Genomic DNA, 14761 nt, shown 5'->3' with positions numbered 1-14761 from the left:
AGCTATCACAACAACGTAATTATCATCCAAGCTAACGGTAAATTAGATTTGCTACACGACCATTTTTAATTTATCGTCTTAATAATCACATATACATTTTTAAAAAACAGTAAATAAAAGGAAATATCATGGCATTAGCAAGCGCAAGACACATACTGGTAAAATCTGAAGAAGATTGTCTTGAATTAAAAAAAGAGATTGAAGCTGGCGCTGATTTCGCAGAACTCGCTAAAAAACATTCCTCTTGCCCTTCTGGCGCACAAGGCGGTGAACTTGGTGAGTTTGGCCCGGGAATGATGGTGCCTGCGTTTGATAAAGTGGTATTTAGTGCACCTGTTGGCGTTGTTCAAGGTCCAGTAAAAACGCAATTTGGCTTTCATCTATTAGAAGTAACAAGCCGAAACGATTAATCATTAGTAATGATCAGCGAGTTGTGATTCATCGCGATGAATCACAACTTTTTATTCACTACGCGCTTATAACATTGCTGCATCAAGCGCCGATACTGGCATTTTAGTCGCACGAGCAACAAACTCTTGAGTACGTTTATGCTGAGGATGTTCAAATATTTGCTCCGGTGAACCTTGCTCTACAATATGCCCTCCTTCCATAAATATCACTCTATCTGCAACTTCTCTAGCAAATTGCATTTCATGGGTAACAACTATCATTGTCTGTTTTTGTTGCGCTAACGATTTCATTACAGCTAACACTTCGTCAACCCATTCAGGATCCAGTGCAGAGGTTGGCTCATCAAATAAAATAACCTCCCCTTTTGCGGCCATTGCACGTGCAATACCAACCCGTTGCTGTTGCCCGCCTGACAATTGCGAGGGATATTGGCCCATCTTTTCTGCTAATCCAACCTGCGTGAGTATTCTTTGCGCTTCTTTAAAGGCGCTCTCCTTAGGCTCTTTCCAGACAGTAATTAAGCTTTCTGCGACATTTTCTAATGCAGTTTTGTTGGCAAATAGAGAATAATTTTGAAAAACAAAACTACTCTGTTTACGCAGTTCAGTTATTTTTTTAGACGTGGCCTGAAGTGCATCAACTTTAACATTGGCAATTTCTATACTGCCAGTTGTCGGTGTTTCTAAATAATTTAAACAGCGTAATAGTGTTGATTTACCAGTTCCGGATGGACCAATAATGACGACTATCTCACCGAGCTTAATGGTAAAATCAATCGAGTCTAAAACAATATTATCACCGAAGTGTTTGCTGAGATTGGTTACATTTATCATTAATATGCCTTACTAAGACGTGTTTCAAGTAAATACTGGATACGTGTAAAAAACATGACAACAGCCCAGTACACCAAGGCAACCGCTAAAAAGCTTTCGAAAAATTTAAAACTAGAAGCCGCCTCCATTTGTGCCTTTGCCATTATTTCTGTCACGCCGAGTGTAAAAGCGAGGGAGGTGCTTTTTATCATATCAATAAAATAGTTCATCAATGAGGGGGTCGCAACGCGAGAGGCCTGTGGCAATATAATTCTTCGCATCGCTTGTAAACGCGTCATGCCTAAGCTTAAACACGCCTCCATTTGGCTTTTATCTATGCCCAGGATTGCTGCACGAATACTTTCCGCCATATAAGCTGAAAAATGTAACGATAGCCCTATTATTGCAGCGCTAAATGCATCCATACCAGAGAAAATAGGCATAAAATAAGGTAGACCGTAATACAGTAGAAAAAGTTGTACTAAGAGCGGTGTACCACGAAAAAAAGAGATATAAAGCGCACAGAGCTGATCTAACAATATTATCTTAAATACGCGGACGATAGCAATCGCGACGGATATGATAAGTGCAAATAAAAATCCCCAAAGTGCCATTTCCATGGTGACACCAAGGTATTTAAGTAAGGTTGGAAGTAATTCCAGCATGTATTCAAAATCTAATAAAATTTGCATTGAAAAGCTCATATTTCGCAACGACAACCTACTGATGAATTGATTGTGATGCGTTAATGTAAATTAGAAAAATAGCCCCTTAATCTCATATTAAGGGGCTATAGAACAAGGTTTATCGTTACTTAATAACTTATTGGGTAATGTCAGCGCCAAACCACTGTATAGATATCTTGGACAAACTACCATCTGCTTGCATACTTGCTAATGCGGCATTAACTTTCTCTTTAATAATAGTTTGCGTTGCAGACTTGACAAATGGCATCGCATTTTCAAAGGTATCGAAAGGTTGGCCAGCCAATTGTAAAGGCAAACCCGATTTTTTGATAAGTTGAACCGATGATAAACGATCCATCACAAAGGCATCCGTTCGACCTAACACCACATCCTGCTCAAAACCTGAATCATAGGTGATTATATTGATTTGCTCAGCGATATCTAATCCACGTAATAACTCTTCAAAATTACTGCCTAGATTAACAGCGACTTTTTTTCCTTTAAGATCATTGACAGATTGAATATCGCTACGCCCTTTTTTAACGACGACTTGAGCACCATCGACGACATAAGGTGTAGAAAATTGGTATTTTTCAAGTCTTGCAGGGGTAATGGTCACTTGATTAGAAATCGTGTCGATATGTCCAGCTTCTAGCATACCAAAAAGACCGGAAAAACTGGCGGTGACAAATTCAACGTTATAGTCGGCACGCTTAGCAATTTCATTCCAGACATCGACTTCAAAACCTTGTAATTTGTCATTTTTTGAAAATGTAAATGGGAAATAACGGCCAGACATACCCACCTTAACGGTTTCCTTGGCAAATGCAGGTGCGGTTACCATTGTTGATATTGCCACAATTGTAGCTGCTAATATTTTAACGTATTTTTTCATTATTTTTCCACTGAGGTTAATATTTTGCGTTATACAAATTCTCAAATTATCTATTCATTATTCCATGGTTGCTAGGGGCTATAGTCCATTTAAGATACAAGCTGAATAGGTCTATTTAACTAAAATAATAAATCAACATCAGGACAATATTCGCGCTATGAATAAAGATTTATTATGCACGAATAGTAATAGATACAAGCAGATGGTTGCAATTAGAATTAGCACTAAAATGCAGATAAATTAGCATTGCTTATAACAAAAAGTAATAACAGTGCTAACTATCTATGAATAATATGTAAGAAAATTTACGCGAGACCATGCGCCAATGCTACCTTTGGATCAATTAATCCCTGCTGAACAAAAGTAGATAAATGAATTAATGCCTTTTTAGCAAGCGGAGGTAGATTATCAAAATCGATATTATCCAGTAAATTTTTTACTTCCAGACCAAGTTCAGTATCCCCTTGAATAGACAAATGTCGCTGGAAAAACAACGTGTCTGGATCTTCTTTACGTCCGGCAATTAATATCAATTGGTTGATATCCGCACTGAAACTCACGTCTTCACTGACTTGCTTTTCTGCAATTATTAATCTGTTTTGTGCAAAACTTAAATACCAGGAAAGTTGTAAATCAGTCACTTCTACTTTCAGCCATTTATCTTCTAAAAAGTCTAGATCACCATCTTCTATTGCTTCAGCAAAAATCGAATCTAATAAAGAGGAAAGTAATTTCTTCTGAATAACAAAGGGGACAAAAGATGCTGGCAATGCGAGAGCCTTGGGCGTATTCATGACCAACTGATGTTGCAAATTTGTGATAATTGATTTAAGCATAAATATCTCTTTATTAAATGATTACTTATTTTAATGAAAGACTCACTTATTATATTGGTTCAAATCAAATTTTACATATATTCATATAATATCTTATCAACCCTGCCCTATATCAATAAAAATAAATGTCAGTTTCTTACAATTCATCTACTTTATTTAGTTAGGAAATGTAATGGAACTCCTTTGCCCTGCAGGTAGTTTACCTGCCTTAAAAACAGCCATTGATTGTGGTGCAGATGCTGTTTATATAGGTTTAAAAGATGATACAAACGCGAGACATTTTGCCGGTTTAAATTTTAATGATAAAAAACTCATTAAAGGGGCACAATACGTTGCAGACCATAATAAACACCTGCATGTTGCCATTAATACCTTTGCTCATCCCGGTGGGGAAAAACGCTGGCAACACGCGGTAGACAAATGCGTTGATTTAGGTGCAAATGCAGCAATCATTGCTGATATTGCAACGCTAGATTATGCCGCCAATAAATATCCACAACTTGACCTACATTTGTCAGTGCAAGCATCGGCAACCAATAGTGCTGCAATCGCGTTCTATAAAGATAATTTTAATATAAAACGAGTTGTTCTTCCTCGCGTGCTCTCCATTGGACAAGTTAAACAGTTATCACGAAATACGGATGTACCGCTGGAAGTCTTTGCCTTTGGCAGTTTATGTATTATGGCAGAAGGACGTTGCTATTTATCTTCATATTTTACAGGGGAGTCCCCCAATACCGTCGGCGCCTGTTCACCAGCAAAATATGTTCGTTGGACAGAAACAGAGCAAGGTCTGGAATCAAGGCTCAATAATATTTTAATTGATCGCTATCAAGCTGGAGAAAAAGCGGGTTACCCGACCTTATGTAAAGGTCGATTTACTGTTTCTGATAATAATTATCACACGCTTGAAGAGCCTACAAGCTTAAATACGTTAGCTATGTTACCTGAGTTAATGCAGGCAAATATCTGCTCAGTAAAAATAGAAGGACGACAACGCAGCCCTGCCTATGTTGAGCAAATTACCCGAGTATGGCGCCAAGCAATAGACACCTATAAAGCAGCCCCAGACAGTTACCAAGTCAAAGATAGTTGGAATTCAATACTTGCCAATGTTTCTGAAGGCAGCCAAACCACGCTTGGTGCATATCATCGTAACTGGCAATAACATTTAAGGAAATAGCGTGAAATTAGCTTTAGGTCCAGTACTCTATTACTGGGAAAAAAAAACATTGGAAGATTACTATCAGCAAATCATTAAAAGTGAAGCTGATATTATTTATTTAGGTGAAACGGTTTGCAGTAAAAGAAGAGAATTAAAAACACGTGAATGGATAGAGCTTGCTAAAGAGTTAGCAAATTCAGGTAAAGAGATCGTTTTATCCACAATGGCTTTATTAGAAGCCCCGTCTGAAATTAAAATCCTGCGCCAATTATGTGAAAATGGTCTGTTTAAAGTGGAAGCAAATGATTTGGGAGCCATTAATATTCTTAGCGAACAGAAAGTTCCTTTCGTGTGCGGCCCTGCAATAAATTGTTATAACGCTGGTACCATTAAACTCTTTGTTAATAAAGGAATGCAACGTTGGGTTATGCCAGTAGAACTATCACGGGACTGGTTAATGAATATTACTAACGATTGCCATGCACTAGGTATTCGTGATCAGTTTGAAGTCGAAGTGTTTTCCCATGGTCACCTTCCTTTGGCCTATTCTGCGCGCTGTTTCACGGCTCGTTCTGAAAACAAAGGCAAAGACGAATGTGAATTGTGTTGCATAAAATATCCCCAAGGGCGCATAGTTACCACGCAAGAAGAACAGCAAATATTCGTATTAAATGGCATTCAAACACAATCAGGCTACTGCTATAACTTAATCAACGATTTACCTTCAATGGAAGGTTTAGTAGATATTGTACGCATAAGTCCATCCAGTGACGATAGCTTACCCGTTTTACAAAACTACAGTGCAATGCTTAATGGTAATGGGAAAAACGTTAAATTAAAGGCGACTGAGTGTAATGGGTTTTGGCATAATATCGCTGGATTAGAGAACGTTATCTAACAAAGTATCCCATGTGACTTCAAGATGCTTTATCTGCTACCAGCTCAGATAGATGCACAAGGGGTAGCATGGGTATAGAAAGGGTCAACACGGAAGGATATTCTCAGCTAATGCGTAATAAGTGAAAATTCACGCTATTTTATTGCCTATTTAGAAAGAAGTTATTGATTAATCGCGTCCCTCATAATATCTTACTAAAACAAGATATTAATCACACTCAGGGTAAAAAAGGATCAGTACATGAAAAAAATATGTTTAATTATGGCATTAGTCTCAACGCCTTTCCTACATGCTGGAGAGTTGGTGAGCACAAATGGCGTTGAAATCCTTGCTGTAGATGGTAAAAAAGTTAAACAACACCTATTCAGTTCAGATAAATTAGAGGTTGATGATGGACCACATCAAGTCGCCGTCATGTACAAAGGGCAATTTAAAAACTCGGATATAATCAGTAGTAAAATTCATATCTTTGATATCGACACACAGGGAGATACTGAAATTAGTATTAAACGTTTTGGCAATTCAATGCAGGCAAAAAATGCAATTAATAAAGGCATTGAGTGGATTGTAAAAAACGATGAGAAAACTACCATGGTTACTAATAGTGACATTATTTCCGGAGAAGGATTATTCCCAAATAGTAATGTTGAGAAATTAATCAGCGACTATAATCAACAGCACAACATTACAGTACAAACAGAGGCAGCTCCAGCAACTCTAGCAATGCCAGCAGCAACTGTACCAGCATTAACAACAACGACCGCAACGACAACTATCAATACTTCTAATACGGCACTATTAATAGAAACATATCAGAAAGCGAGCAAACAAGAGCAAAAAGCATTCAGAATGTGGTTGTTAGAACAAGACATGAAATAAAATTCAACTTGGTGTAGTAATTAATAATTACTACACCAAGCCCCCGTTGCTTCAAATCCTACAAATATTTTCAGGCTATTCCCACAACAAAGACAATTAATACGTGACAAACTGAATAAAACAAGTTAATTTACACTAAAAATTAAGTTGAATGTATTTGTTTGTAATAACAGTATTACCTTTTGTTACGTAACTTTGACGTATTTATTTGACTTAACCAAACGAATTATAGATTATAAATCAGTATTTTAAATACCCCTGTATTTATTGGGCTTGTCCTGATTTTTTGTACGGAAGTGATAATTTGTATAAGTTGATCTATATTAAACTATTGATTAAATTTATACGGTATTTTATCGCTACGAAATATGTTTTTAAAATCCTTGTTACATCTGTTTGATTTATTAAACAGTGTAATTCCATAACCTAAACTTATCGTAAATTAAGGTGTTATTATGTACCAAAAAACAGTAACTATTACGGCTCCAAACGGCCTTCATACTCGTCCTGCTGCTCAATTTGTTAAAGAAGCAAAATCTTTTGCCTCTGATATTACTGTTGAAGTAGGTGATAAGTCTGCAAGCGCTAAAAGTCTCTTTAAATTACAAACATTAGGCCTAACTCAAGGTACATCCGTAAACATCAAAGCTGAAGGCGCTGATGAACAAAAAGCAGTAGATACGTTAGTTGAATTAATGGCTACACTTGTATAGTTATCAATATAGCTACTTCGATCTCCGTTAGTATTTATTAGTATTTTATAGGATTAATTATGATATCAGGTATTCTTGCATCTCCAGGCATAACCTTTGCCAAAGCTTTGTTATTACAGGAAGATGAAATTTCAATCAACAACAGTAAAGTTCAAGATGTTGATAAAGAAATTGCTCGCTTCTTAGCTGGACGTGAAAAAGCGTCAGCTCAGCTCACTATCATCAAACAAAAAGCGTTGGAAACCTTTGGTGAAGAGAAAGAAGCTATCTTCGAAGGGCATATTATGCTTTTAGAAGATGAAGAGTTAGAAGATGATATTGTTGATTTTATAAAATCTAAAAAATGTACAGCTGACTTTGCTATTCATAAGATAGTTGAAGAAAATGCAACGATGCTACAAGAGCTAGAAGATCCGTACCTGCGTGAACGTGCTTCCGATTTTCGTGATATTGGAAGCCGTTTACTTAAAAACGTATTAGGTATTGAAATTGTTAACTTAAGCAACATTGCTGATGAAGTTGTTCTTATTGCTAACGATTTGACCCCTTCTGAGACGGCCCAAATTAACCTTGATAAAGTGCTTGGTTTTATTACTGATATTGGTGGTAGAACGTCGCATACTTCGATCATGGCTCGCTCTCTCGAAATACCTGCAATCGTCGGTACAAATGATATCACTAAACGTGTTAACAACGGTGATATGATTGTGCTAGATGCGATTAATAATAAAATTATTATTAATCCAACTGAAGCCGAGCTTAAAGAAGCTGAAAAAATCAAAGCTGTCTTTTTGGCAGAAAAAGCGGAATTAGCTAAATTAAAAGATTTACCTGCTACAACACTTGATGGGCATCAAGTAGAAGTTTGTGCAAATATAGGCACAGTAAAAGATACTGATGGCGCTAAACGCAATGGCGCTGAAGGTGTTGGACTTTATCGTACTGAATTTCTATTTATGGATAGAGACCAATTACCGACCGAAGACGAGCAATTTGTTGCCTATAAAGATGTGGTAGAGTCGTTAGAAGGTAAAGCTTGTATTATCCGTACTATGGATATCGGTGGCGATAAAGATCTGCCTTACCTAGACTTACCAACGGAAATGAATCCTTTCTTAGGCTGGCGTGCAATTCGTATCTGTTTCGACCGTCCTGAAATAATGAACCCGCAACTACGTGCATTATTAAGAGCATCTGCATTTGGTAAAATCCGAATCATGTTCCCAATGATTATCGCAGTAGAAGAGATCCGCAAGCTCAAAGATATTCTTAACGTACTTAAAGCGGAACTAACAGCAGAAAATAAAGCATTCGATGAAAATATTGAAATTGGTGTGATGATTGAAACACCTGCTGCAGCAGCTATCGCTCACCATTTAATTAAAGAAGTTGAGTTTTTCAGTATCGGAACAAATGACTTAACCCAATATACCCTAGCGGTTGACCGTGGTAATGAGCTTATCTCTGACTTATATAATCCACTTAGCCCTTCTGTGCTAACTATCATTAAAACCGTTATCGATGCTTCTCATGGCGCAGGTAAATGGACGGGCATGTGTGGTGAGTTAGCTGGTGATGAGCGTGCGACCTTACTACTACTGGGTATGGGACTTGATGAATTCTCGATGAGCGCGATTTCTATACCAACGGTTAAAAAAATCATTCGCAATACCAATTTCGCTGACGTAAAAGCGCTGGCAGATAAAGCATTGTCATTGGCTACAGCGGCTGAAATTGAAGCCTTAGTTAATGATTTCAATCAAACTAATGGTATTATTTAATTTTATAAGCAAAGGTTAATTGTCTGATTTAGTTACCTTTGCTATTATCTATTTATTATTAATCATTTGGAGTTAAATCATGGGTTTTTTCAATTCACTAAAAAAAGCCGTATCAGGTAGCGCACCTGTAGAAAATACTATTGATATCATTGCACCACTATCTGGTGAAATTGTTGCAATAGAAGATGTGCCAGATGTTGTTTTTGCAGAAAAAATTGTTGGTGATGGTATAGCAATTCGCCCAACAGGCAATAAAATGGTCGCACCTTGTGATGGTGAGATTGGTAAAATATTCGAAACTAACCATGCATTCTCTTTAGAGTCTGATACGGGCATCGAATTATTTGTTCACTTTGGTATCGATACCGTTGAACTTAAAGGTCAAGGCTTCACTCGTGTAGCGCAAGAAGGCCAAAAAGTTAAAATGGGTGACACTATCATCGAGTTTGATTTAGAGTTTTTACAAGAAAAAGCAAAATCGATATTAACGCCTGTGGTTATTTCAAACATGGACGAAATTAAAGAATTGAAAAAAATGTCAGGTACAGTTGTTGTTGCATCTGATCCGGTTCTTAAAATTATTAAATAATATTTACACCAATAATTATATTATAGAGTCGCTTAGGCGACTCTTATTTTTTCCCCTACTCTCATTAATTTTTGCTTTTTCATTCATCACCTTTTTACTGTAATTACTTTACTTGCTGCTGCTATTCTTTTTATTACTTGTTACAATCATTTCATTTTACAGAAGAATCAGTTATGGCTACCACACTTTTTGGCATCGTTAATTGCGATTCAATAAAAAAAACACAAAAATGGCTTTTACAGAATAATGTTTCATATCAATTTCATGACTACCGTAAAAATGGATTAAGTAAAACGTTACTTGAGAATATACTACAGCACATTAATTGGTCTGAATTATTAAACAAACGCAGTACCAGCTATAGAAATCTAAGTGAGCAACAAAAAGAATCGATTAATGAAGATACAATCATCGATTTGTTTATTGAATTCCCAACATTAATTAAACGCCCATTACTTGTTCATAAAAATAAATACCTTGTAGGTTTCAATATTAATGCCTATGAAAATCTCTTTTCAAAATAAGGAAATATCATGTCAGACAGCCCTGCTTTGGCGCTTTTAAAAGATTTAGTTAATAGACGCTCTATCACACCTAATGATGCAGGTTGCCAACAATTACTGATTTCTCGTTTAGAGAAGTTAGGCTTTATTTGTGAAGTAATGGTGTTTGAAGATACAACAAATCTATGGGCAAGAAGAGGAACAGAAAAACCTCTTTTTTGTTTTGCCGGTCATACAGATGTTGTCCCCCCAGGACCAGAAAGCAATTGGAAGTTTCCTCCTTTTTGCGCGACAGAACACGACGGCTACTTATATGGACGTGGTACAGCTGATATGAAAAGTGGCATTGCCGCTTTTATGATTGCACTTGAACAATTTATTGCCGCACATCAAGATCATAACGGCTCAATCGCATTACTTATAACAAGCGATGAAGAGGGACCATTTATCAATGGCACTACACGTGTCATTGATACTCTCGTTGCTCGCAATGAGCTCATCGATTTTTGTATCGTAGGTGAACCCTCAAGTTCAGTAAATGTTGGTGATACGATTAAAAATGGACGCAGAGGATCGTTAACAGCTGATTTGACTATACATGGTATTCAAGGACATGTTGCCTACCCTCACCTCGTTAATAACCCTATTCATAGCAGTGCGTTGGTATTATCAGACTTGGTAAATATTGAATGGGATAAAGGTAATGAATATTTTCCACCGACAAGCTTTCAAATTACTAACATTAACTCAGGAACAGGTGCAAGCAATGTCGTGCCGGGTGAAACTGTTGTACAGTGTAATTTCAGATATTCAACTGAACTGACTGCCGAGCAAATAATTGAAAAATTTGAAACAACACTTAAAAAACATAAAGCGAAGTATTCATTAAAATGGACCTTTAATGGCTCCCCATTTATTACAGAGCCTGGCTCTTTGACTGAAGCGGTCAGCCTAGCAATTAAAAATACAACGGGACTTGATAGCGAATTATCAACAAGCGGTGGCACATCTGACGCTCGATTTATTGCACCTACTGGTGCTCAAGTTATTGAACTCGGTCCATGTAATGCAACTATTCATAAGGTCGATGAATGTGTCAAAGTCAGTGACCTTGAAAAGCTGGTTACGATATATCATTTATCATTGATAAATTTATTAGCATGATAATCGAGCAATTAACGGGTCAAGTGACTTCTCATTTGAGTGAATTAAAAAATGGTATCTTAATTCATTCGAGTGTTATCCGTGATTTTTCTGCATTACAAAAAGCGGCTAAGCAAGCTAATTTCAATTTGCAAATTGCCAGTGGTTTTCGCAGCTTTGCTAGACAATCGCTCATCTGGAATAATAAATATTCAGGTAAAAGTGAACTACTTGATAAATTAGAGCACCCCATCGACATCAGTACAATCTCTGAATTAGAGAAATTACTCGCGATATTGCATTGGTCAGCTTTACCTGGCACGAGTAGGCATCATTGGGGAACTGACTTTGATCTCTATGACCCAGACCTATTACCAGAAAATGGCAAATTACAGTTAAAAGTAAGTGAATATACTAAAGATTACTTTTTGGAATTTAACGATTGGCTAACGGCTAACATCAACAATTATGGCTTTTATAGGCCATATCAAACATATAATAATGGTGTTGCTAGCGAACCTTGGCATATCAGTTACTTTCCTATTGCTAATAAAGCACTTAAGCAATTAGATTATACCACGTTCACCACTTAATAGACAAAAATAACATACTAGGTAAGTCGCTTATTTGCGAGCAATTACCTATGATATATGAGAGATTCATCAGCAATATTAATATTTATAATGGAGTATAACCATGTCTGAAAAGCGTAAATTTTCTCGCGTACATTTCACTGGCCAATGTTTTTTATCAGAGATAATTAATAATGAAGTCGTACAATGGCAGAGTGAACTTTTAGATATATCTTTAAAAGGTGCATTAGTGAAAGCGATCGATGATTTTACCTATAACGTCGACAAAGCCATCAAGTTAAATCTTAACCTAGAAGGCTCTGATGTAACTTTAGAAATATCAGGCGTACTATGCCATCAAGAAAATGGATTTATCGGGATTAAATTCGTCACCTTGGATATAGAAAGTATTACTCATCTAAAACGTTTAATTCAGTTAAATGTTGCAGATTCAGCGATCATGGATAGAGAAATATCTCAGCTCATCAATCCATAAATTAGAGAATATCAAACAGCAAATAATCAAATATGGATTTAACTAAATATAACTCCCAAATAAAAGAACTTATCTCGTTGCGTCATGAACCTGATTTCAACACGTTACTAGATAAAATTTTATTTGGGGAAAGTAACAGTCATAAATTTTTAATTAAGATGGAGCTTAATCGTTTAACGACACCTTGTAAACGAGTCATTGACCTTCGTGATAAAGTGCTAACGGAATGTTCTCCATACGATATAGAAAATATTAAGCATTATTTAACAATTGAAGCGCTTGCTATTTTTAAAAGCAATTTAGAACGTTACGGAGAATATACTATTGGCGTCTTTGAAGCAGTACATCAATATATTTCTGAGAAGAAACAGTTTGAATTGAATGCAAGCACACAAGTTATAAATAGCGATACAAAGAGTAGCATCGAATTATTAACTTTAATAAATAACCGTAAACGTGCGACACCACGGATGTATTTAGTTTCAATGGTAAACATTACATTAAGCGATGGAAAAAGTTTGCAGGCGCAAACCGCTAATATATCCACAACCGGTTTAAAAATAAAATTAACACATTATGTCCCGCTACGTAACGAAGAATTAGTTGAAGTTATGTTCACGGATCTGCGTCACTCTTTTCATGAGCCAGTCTTAAATAGTGCGATTAAATACAAAATCATTAAACAAAAAGAAAAAGAGAGTAAATTCTATCTTTACTTAACATTGTCCGATAACAATGATGACTTTAACCAATTTTTAAAACATTTTATACGTACCCATCATTACAAGTATAAGTTCGATGTTCACTACTATTATCAATTAGTCAAAATTGATGCATTGAAAATAAGTTATTTTAAGCAGTTAAATGCCTTACCGATTTACCTCAACTGTAATGAATATTCACCCATTTTATTTGCATTAAAAAACCATGTTAACAATAACATCCTTCAAGATTGGTTTTGTGATGGTGTAAACCAATTAGAGTTTTTATTTAACGAGCTGCGCTTTACCCAATTATGTGTCTATGCACAAACACGCCCAGCAACCACCTTGTATTCCTTTACTCATCAAGTACAAGGTAAAATATTTTTTATTTCAGCAACTGAAGAAGAGCTCCAACACTCAGGCTTAAAAACTCAGTTTTTACATTATGGCAGCCGCAAAGAAAGTTGGCGCACTTACCATTTTACGCTACAACCTTATCAATATCTTGAAAATAATCATTACCCACAAACAGATCTATTTCCACAACAATTTAAAAACATAACACATCTTGCAACTCTGCTCCCTTTAAATGATTCAACTATTACCTATAATCAACAAATCGACACTAAAGATATTAATAAAATAAATTGTTTTGTTCATAGAATAAATAAAATAAAAGGCTTCGATATTGTTGAGATGTTTACTGAAGAACGACGTATCGAGCCTCGCTATCTATTTAGTTGTAAAGTATTTGCAGTGCTTGAAGGTAAAAAACACAGCGGAACTTTAATTGATTTTTCATTAACAGGATTAAGAATAAAATTAGATAACAACATTGATATTAATGTTAATCACAAACTCACTGTAAATTTATTTGAACTACAGAAAATCGCAACAAATTATTCCTTAGAAAATTTAAAATATAAAGTTGTCCACCTATCTCCTGAAAATACCCTACATTTACAGGTAAACGACAAAGCATCTTCACTTACTACAAAAAATTTCTTTTCATTATTAGTTGAAAATAATAAAGATAAATTAAAGTGCTTACCATTAAATGAGAAACGTACTCCTTCGCAAAAAAGACTACTTGAGCTGAGCGAGTCATTTCTTAATAACGCTATTTTATTCATTCACAATGAAAAGAATTTACCAATAATTAAGTATGCTGCTATTAACCATGTAAAAAGCCCAATAAGTAAATTATTGAACAGACGCAATGGCAAACAATCCCTTTTGCAGGAGCTATTACTCGATAACGATTATTTATATGAGCGACTTATTACCAAGCCTGTAAAAGAAAATGATAGCAGTAACGATTGTATGGTTTACATCAAGGCGTATGAAGAGAACGGCATCTGGAAAAGTCAGTGTATGCTCGAGTCTGATTTTAATTCTCCACAGGAAAGGTTACAGTTTATCAAATCAGCAAGCGATAAATACCACTTTTATGCCCTCTACTATCACTTAATAAATATTGATCCTATTAAGCTTGAAGTAAATAGTAATAGTCCAGAATTAAAACTCATTACACAATCATCAAAACATTTGCTTAAGAACTTGAAGGACGAGTTTTCTGAAATTGATACTTTAATTGAGTTAATTGACCGAACAGATCAAGTTTTGCAAAATTTAATAGTTCAGTGAGTGAAATAAAAAACTCCATTAAGTTTTTGAT

General features: G+C 35.8%; 16 protein-coding genes. 12 read left to right on the top strand and 4 right to left on the bottom strand.

Translation table 11 applies throughout. The features are described from left to right. The first annotated feature begins 128 nt into the window (after positions 1–128). Positions 129–410, top strand: coding sequence for a peptidylprolyl isomerase (locus AB1A03_RS14065; protein ID WP_354625245.1), 282 nt, complete (start codon positions 129–131; stop codon positions 408–410). Between the two features lie 66 nt (positions 411–476). On the opposite strand, the gene AB1A03_RS14060 is transcribed toward AB1A03_RS14065, so the two are convergent. The 4 genes from AB1A03_RS14060 to ubiT form a co-directional block, all read right to left on the bottom strand. Then, positions 477–1244 carry an amino acid ABC transporter ATP-binding protein gene (locus AB1A03_RS14060; RefSeq protein WP_354625244.1) on the bottom strand — a complete coding sequence of 256 codons (768 nt, stop codon included), beginning with the start codon at positions 1242–1244 and terminating at the stop codon, positions 477–479. Then, positions 1244–1915 (bottom strand): amino acid ABC transporter permease, encoded by a 672-nt coding sequence (locus tag AB1A03_RS14055; protein ID WP_354625243.1) that lies wholly within the window; start codon positions 1913–1915, stop codon positions 1244–1246. Before AB1A03_RS14055 ends, AB1A03_RS14060 begins: the two co-directional genes overlap by 1 nt. A gap of 130 nt (positions 1916–2045) precedes the next feature. Next, positions 2046–2804, bottom strand: coding sequence for an amino acid ABC transporter substrate-binding protein (locus tag AB1A03_RS14050; protein WP_354625242.1), 759 nt, complete (start codon positions 2802–2804; stop codon positions 2046–2048). Between the two features lie 305 nt (positions 2805–3109). Next, complete coding sequence (gene ubiT / locus AB1A03_RS14045; protein WP_354625241.1) at positions 3110–3640, bottom strand: ubiquinone anaerobic biosynthesis accessory factor UbiT; 531 nt, start codon at positions 3638–3640, stop codon at positions 3110–3112. A 172-nt stretch (positions 3641–3812) separates the two neighbouring features. On the opposite strand from ubiT, the gene ubiU reads away from it, so the two are divergent. The 11 genes from ubiU to AB1A03_RS13990 all read left to right on the top strand — a co-directional run bounded on the left by ubiU (position 3813) and on the right by AB1A03_RS13990 (position 14730). Continuing rightward, positions 3813–4808: a ubiquinone anaerobic biosynthesis protein UbiU gene (ubiU, locus tag AB1A03_RS14040; protein WP_354625240.1), complete on the top strand. Its 996-nt coding sequence runs from the start codon at positions 3813–3815 to the stop codon at positions 4806–4808. 16 nt (positions 4809–4824) lie between these two features. After that, entirely contained in the window at positions 4825–5703 is an 879-nt protein-coding gene (locus tag AB1A03_RS14035) for a U32 family peptidase (protein WP_354625239.1), read from the top strand. A 240-nt stretch (positions 5704–5943) separates the two neighbouring features. Then, positions 5944–6582: a DUF2057 family protein gene (locus AB1A03_RS14030; RefSeq protein ID WP_354625238.1), complete on the top strand. Its 639-nt coding sequence runs from the start codon at positions 5944–5946 to the stop codon at positions 6580–6582. A gap of 455 nt (positions 6583–7037) precedes the next feature. Further along, complete coding sequence (locus AB1A03_RS14025; RefSeq protein WP_354625237.1) at positions 7038–7295, top strand: HPr family phosphocarrier protein; 258 nt, start codon at positions 7038–7040, stop codon at positions 7293–7295. Positions 7296–7354: 59 nt separating this feature from the next. Next, entirely contained in the window at positions 7355–9076 is a 1722-nt protein-coding gene (ptsI, locus tag AB1A03_RS14020) for a phosphoenolpyruvate-protein phosphotransferase PtsI (protein WP_354625236.1), read from the top strand. 79 nt (positions 9077–9155) lie between these two features. Next, complete coding sequence (gene crr, locus AB1A03_RS14015; RefSeq protein ID WP_354625235.1) at positions 9156–9665, top strand: PTS glucose transporter subunit IIA; 510 nt, start codon at positions 9156–9158, stop codon at positions 9663–9665. A gap of 173 nt (positions 9666–9838) precedes the next feature. Then, positions 9839–10189 carry an ArsC family reductase gene (locus tag AB1A03_RS14010; protein ID WP_354625234.1) on the top strand — a complete coding sequence of 117 codons (351 nt, stop codon included), beginning with the start codon at positions 9839–9841 and terminating at the stop codon, positions 10187–10189. 9 nt (positions 10190–10198) lie between these two features. Continuing rightward, entirely contained in the window at positions 10199–11332 is a 1134-nt protein-coding gene (gene dapE / locus AB1A03_RS14005; RefSeq protein WP_354625233.1) for a succinyl-diaminopimelate desuccinylase, read from the top strand. Further along, complete coding sequence (locus AB1A03_RS14000; protein ID WP_354625232.1) at positions 11329–11904, top strand: M15 family metallopeptidase; 576 nt, start codon at positions 11329–11331, stop codon at positions 11902–11904. Before dapE ends, AB1A03_RS14000 begins: the two co-directional genes overlap by 4 nt. Before the next feature lie 103 nt (positions 11905–12007). Beyond that, positions 12008–12379, top strand: coding sequence for a PilZ domain-containing protein (locus AB1A03_RS13995; protein WP_354625231.1), 372 nt, complete (start codon positions 12008–12010; stop codon positions 12377–12379). Positions 12380–12411: 32 nt separating this feature from the next. Continuing rightward, positions 12412–14730: a PilZ domain-containing protein gene (locus tag AB1A03_RS13990; protein WP_354625230.1), complete on the top strand. Its 2319-nt coding sequence runs from the start codon at positions 12412–12414 to the stop codon at positions 14728–14730. Positions 14731–14761 lie beyond the last annotated feature (31 nt).

The sequence above is a fragment of the Psychromonas sp. MME2 genome (assembly GCF_040566515.1).
GTDB lineage: Bacteria > Pseudomonadota > Gammaproteobacteria > Enterobacterales > Psychromonadaceae > Psychromonas.
Note: the sequence above shows the minus strand (reverse complement) of the source record. Positions and strands in the feature narration are given on the sequence as shown.

Excerpts from the sequence above, each read along its gene's own strand:
- AB1A03_RS14065 (WP_354625245.1), top strand. The coding sequence starts at position 129 with ATGGCATTAGCAAGCGCAAGACACATACTGGTAAAATCTGAAGAAGAT.
- AB1A03_RS14060 (WP_354625244.1), bottom strand. The coding sequence starts at position 1,244 with ATGATAAATGTAACCAATCTCAGCAAACACTTCGGTGATAATATTGTT.
- AB1A03_RS14055 (WP_354625243.1), bottom strand. The coding sequence starts at position 1,915 with ATGCAAATTTTATTAGATTTTGAATACATGCTGGAATTACTTCCAACC.
- AB1A03_RS14050 (WP_354625242.1), bottom strand. The coding sequence starts at position 2,804 with ATGAAAAAATACGTTAAAATATTAGCAGCTACAATTGTGGCAATATCA.
- ubiT (WP_354625241.1), bottom strand. The coding sequence starts at position 3,640 with ATGCTTAAATCAATTATCACAAATTTGCAACATCAGTTGGTCATGAAT.
- ubiU (WP_354625240.1), top strand. The coding sequence starts at position 3,813 with ATGGAACTCCTTTGCCCTGCAGGTAGTTTACCTGCCTTAAAAACAGCC.
- AB1A03_RS14030 (WP_354625238.1), top strand. The coding sequence starts at position 5,944 with ATGAAAAAAATATGTTTAATTATGGCATTAGTCTCAACGCCTTTCCTA.
- AB1A03_RS14025 (WP_354625237.1), top strand. The coding sequence starts at position 7,038 with ATGTACCAAAAAACAGTAACTATTACGGCTCCAAACGGCCTTCATACT.
- ptsI (WP_354625236.1), top strand. The coding sequence starts at position 7,355 with ATGATATCAGGTATTCTTGCATCTCCAGGCATAACCTTTGCCAAAGCT.
- crr (WP_354625235.1), top strand. The coding sequence starts at position 9,156 with ATGGGTTTTTTCAATTCACTAAAAAAAGCCGTATCAGGTAGCGCACCT.
- AB1A03_RS14010 (WP_354625234.1), top strand. The coding sequence starts at position 9,839 with ATGGCTACCACACTTTTTGGCATCGTTAATTGCGATTCAATAAAAAAA.
- dapE (WP_354625233.1), top strand. The coding sequence starts at position 10,199 with ATGTCAGACAGCCCTGCTTTGGCGCTTTTAAAAGATTTAGTTAATAGA.
- AB1A03_RS14000 (WP_354625232.1), top strand. The coding sequence starts at position 11,329 with ATGATAATCGAGCAATTAACGGGTCAAGTGACTTCTCATTTGAGTGAA.
- AB1A03_RS13995 (WP_354625231.1), top strand. The coding sequence starts at position 12,008 with ATGTCTGAAAAGCGTAAATTTTCTCGCGTACATTTCACTGGCCAATGT.
- AB1A03_RS13990 (WP_354625230.1), top strand. The coding sequence starts at position 12,412 with ATGGATTTAACTAAATATAACTCCCAAATAAAAGAACTTATCTCGTTG.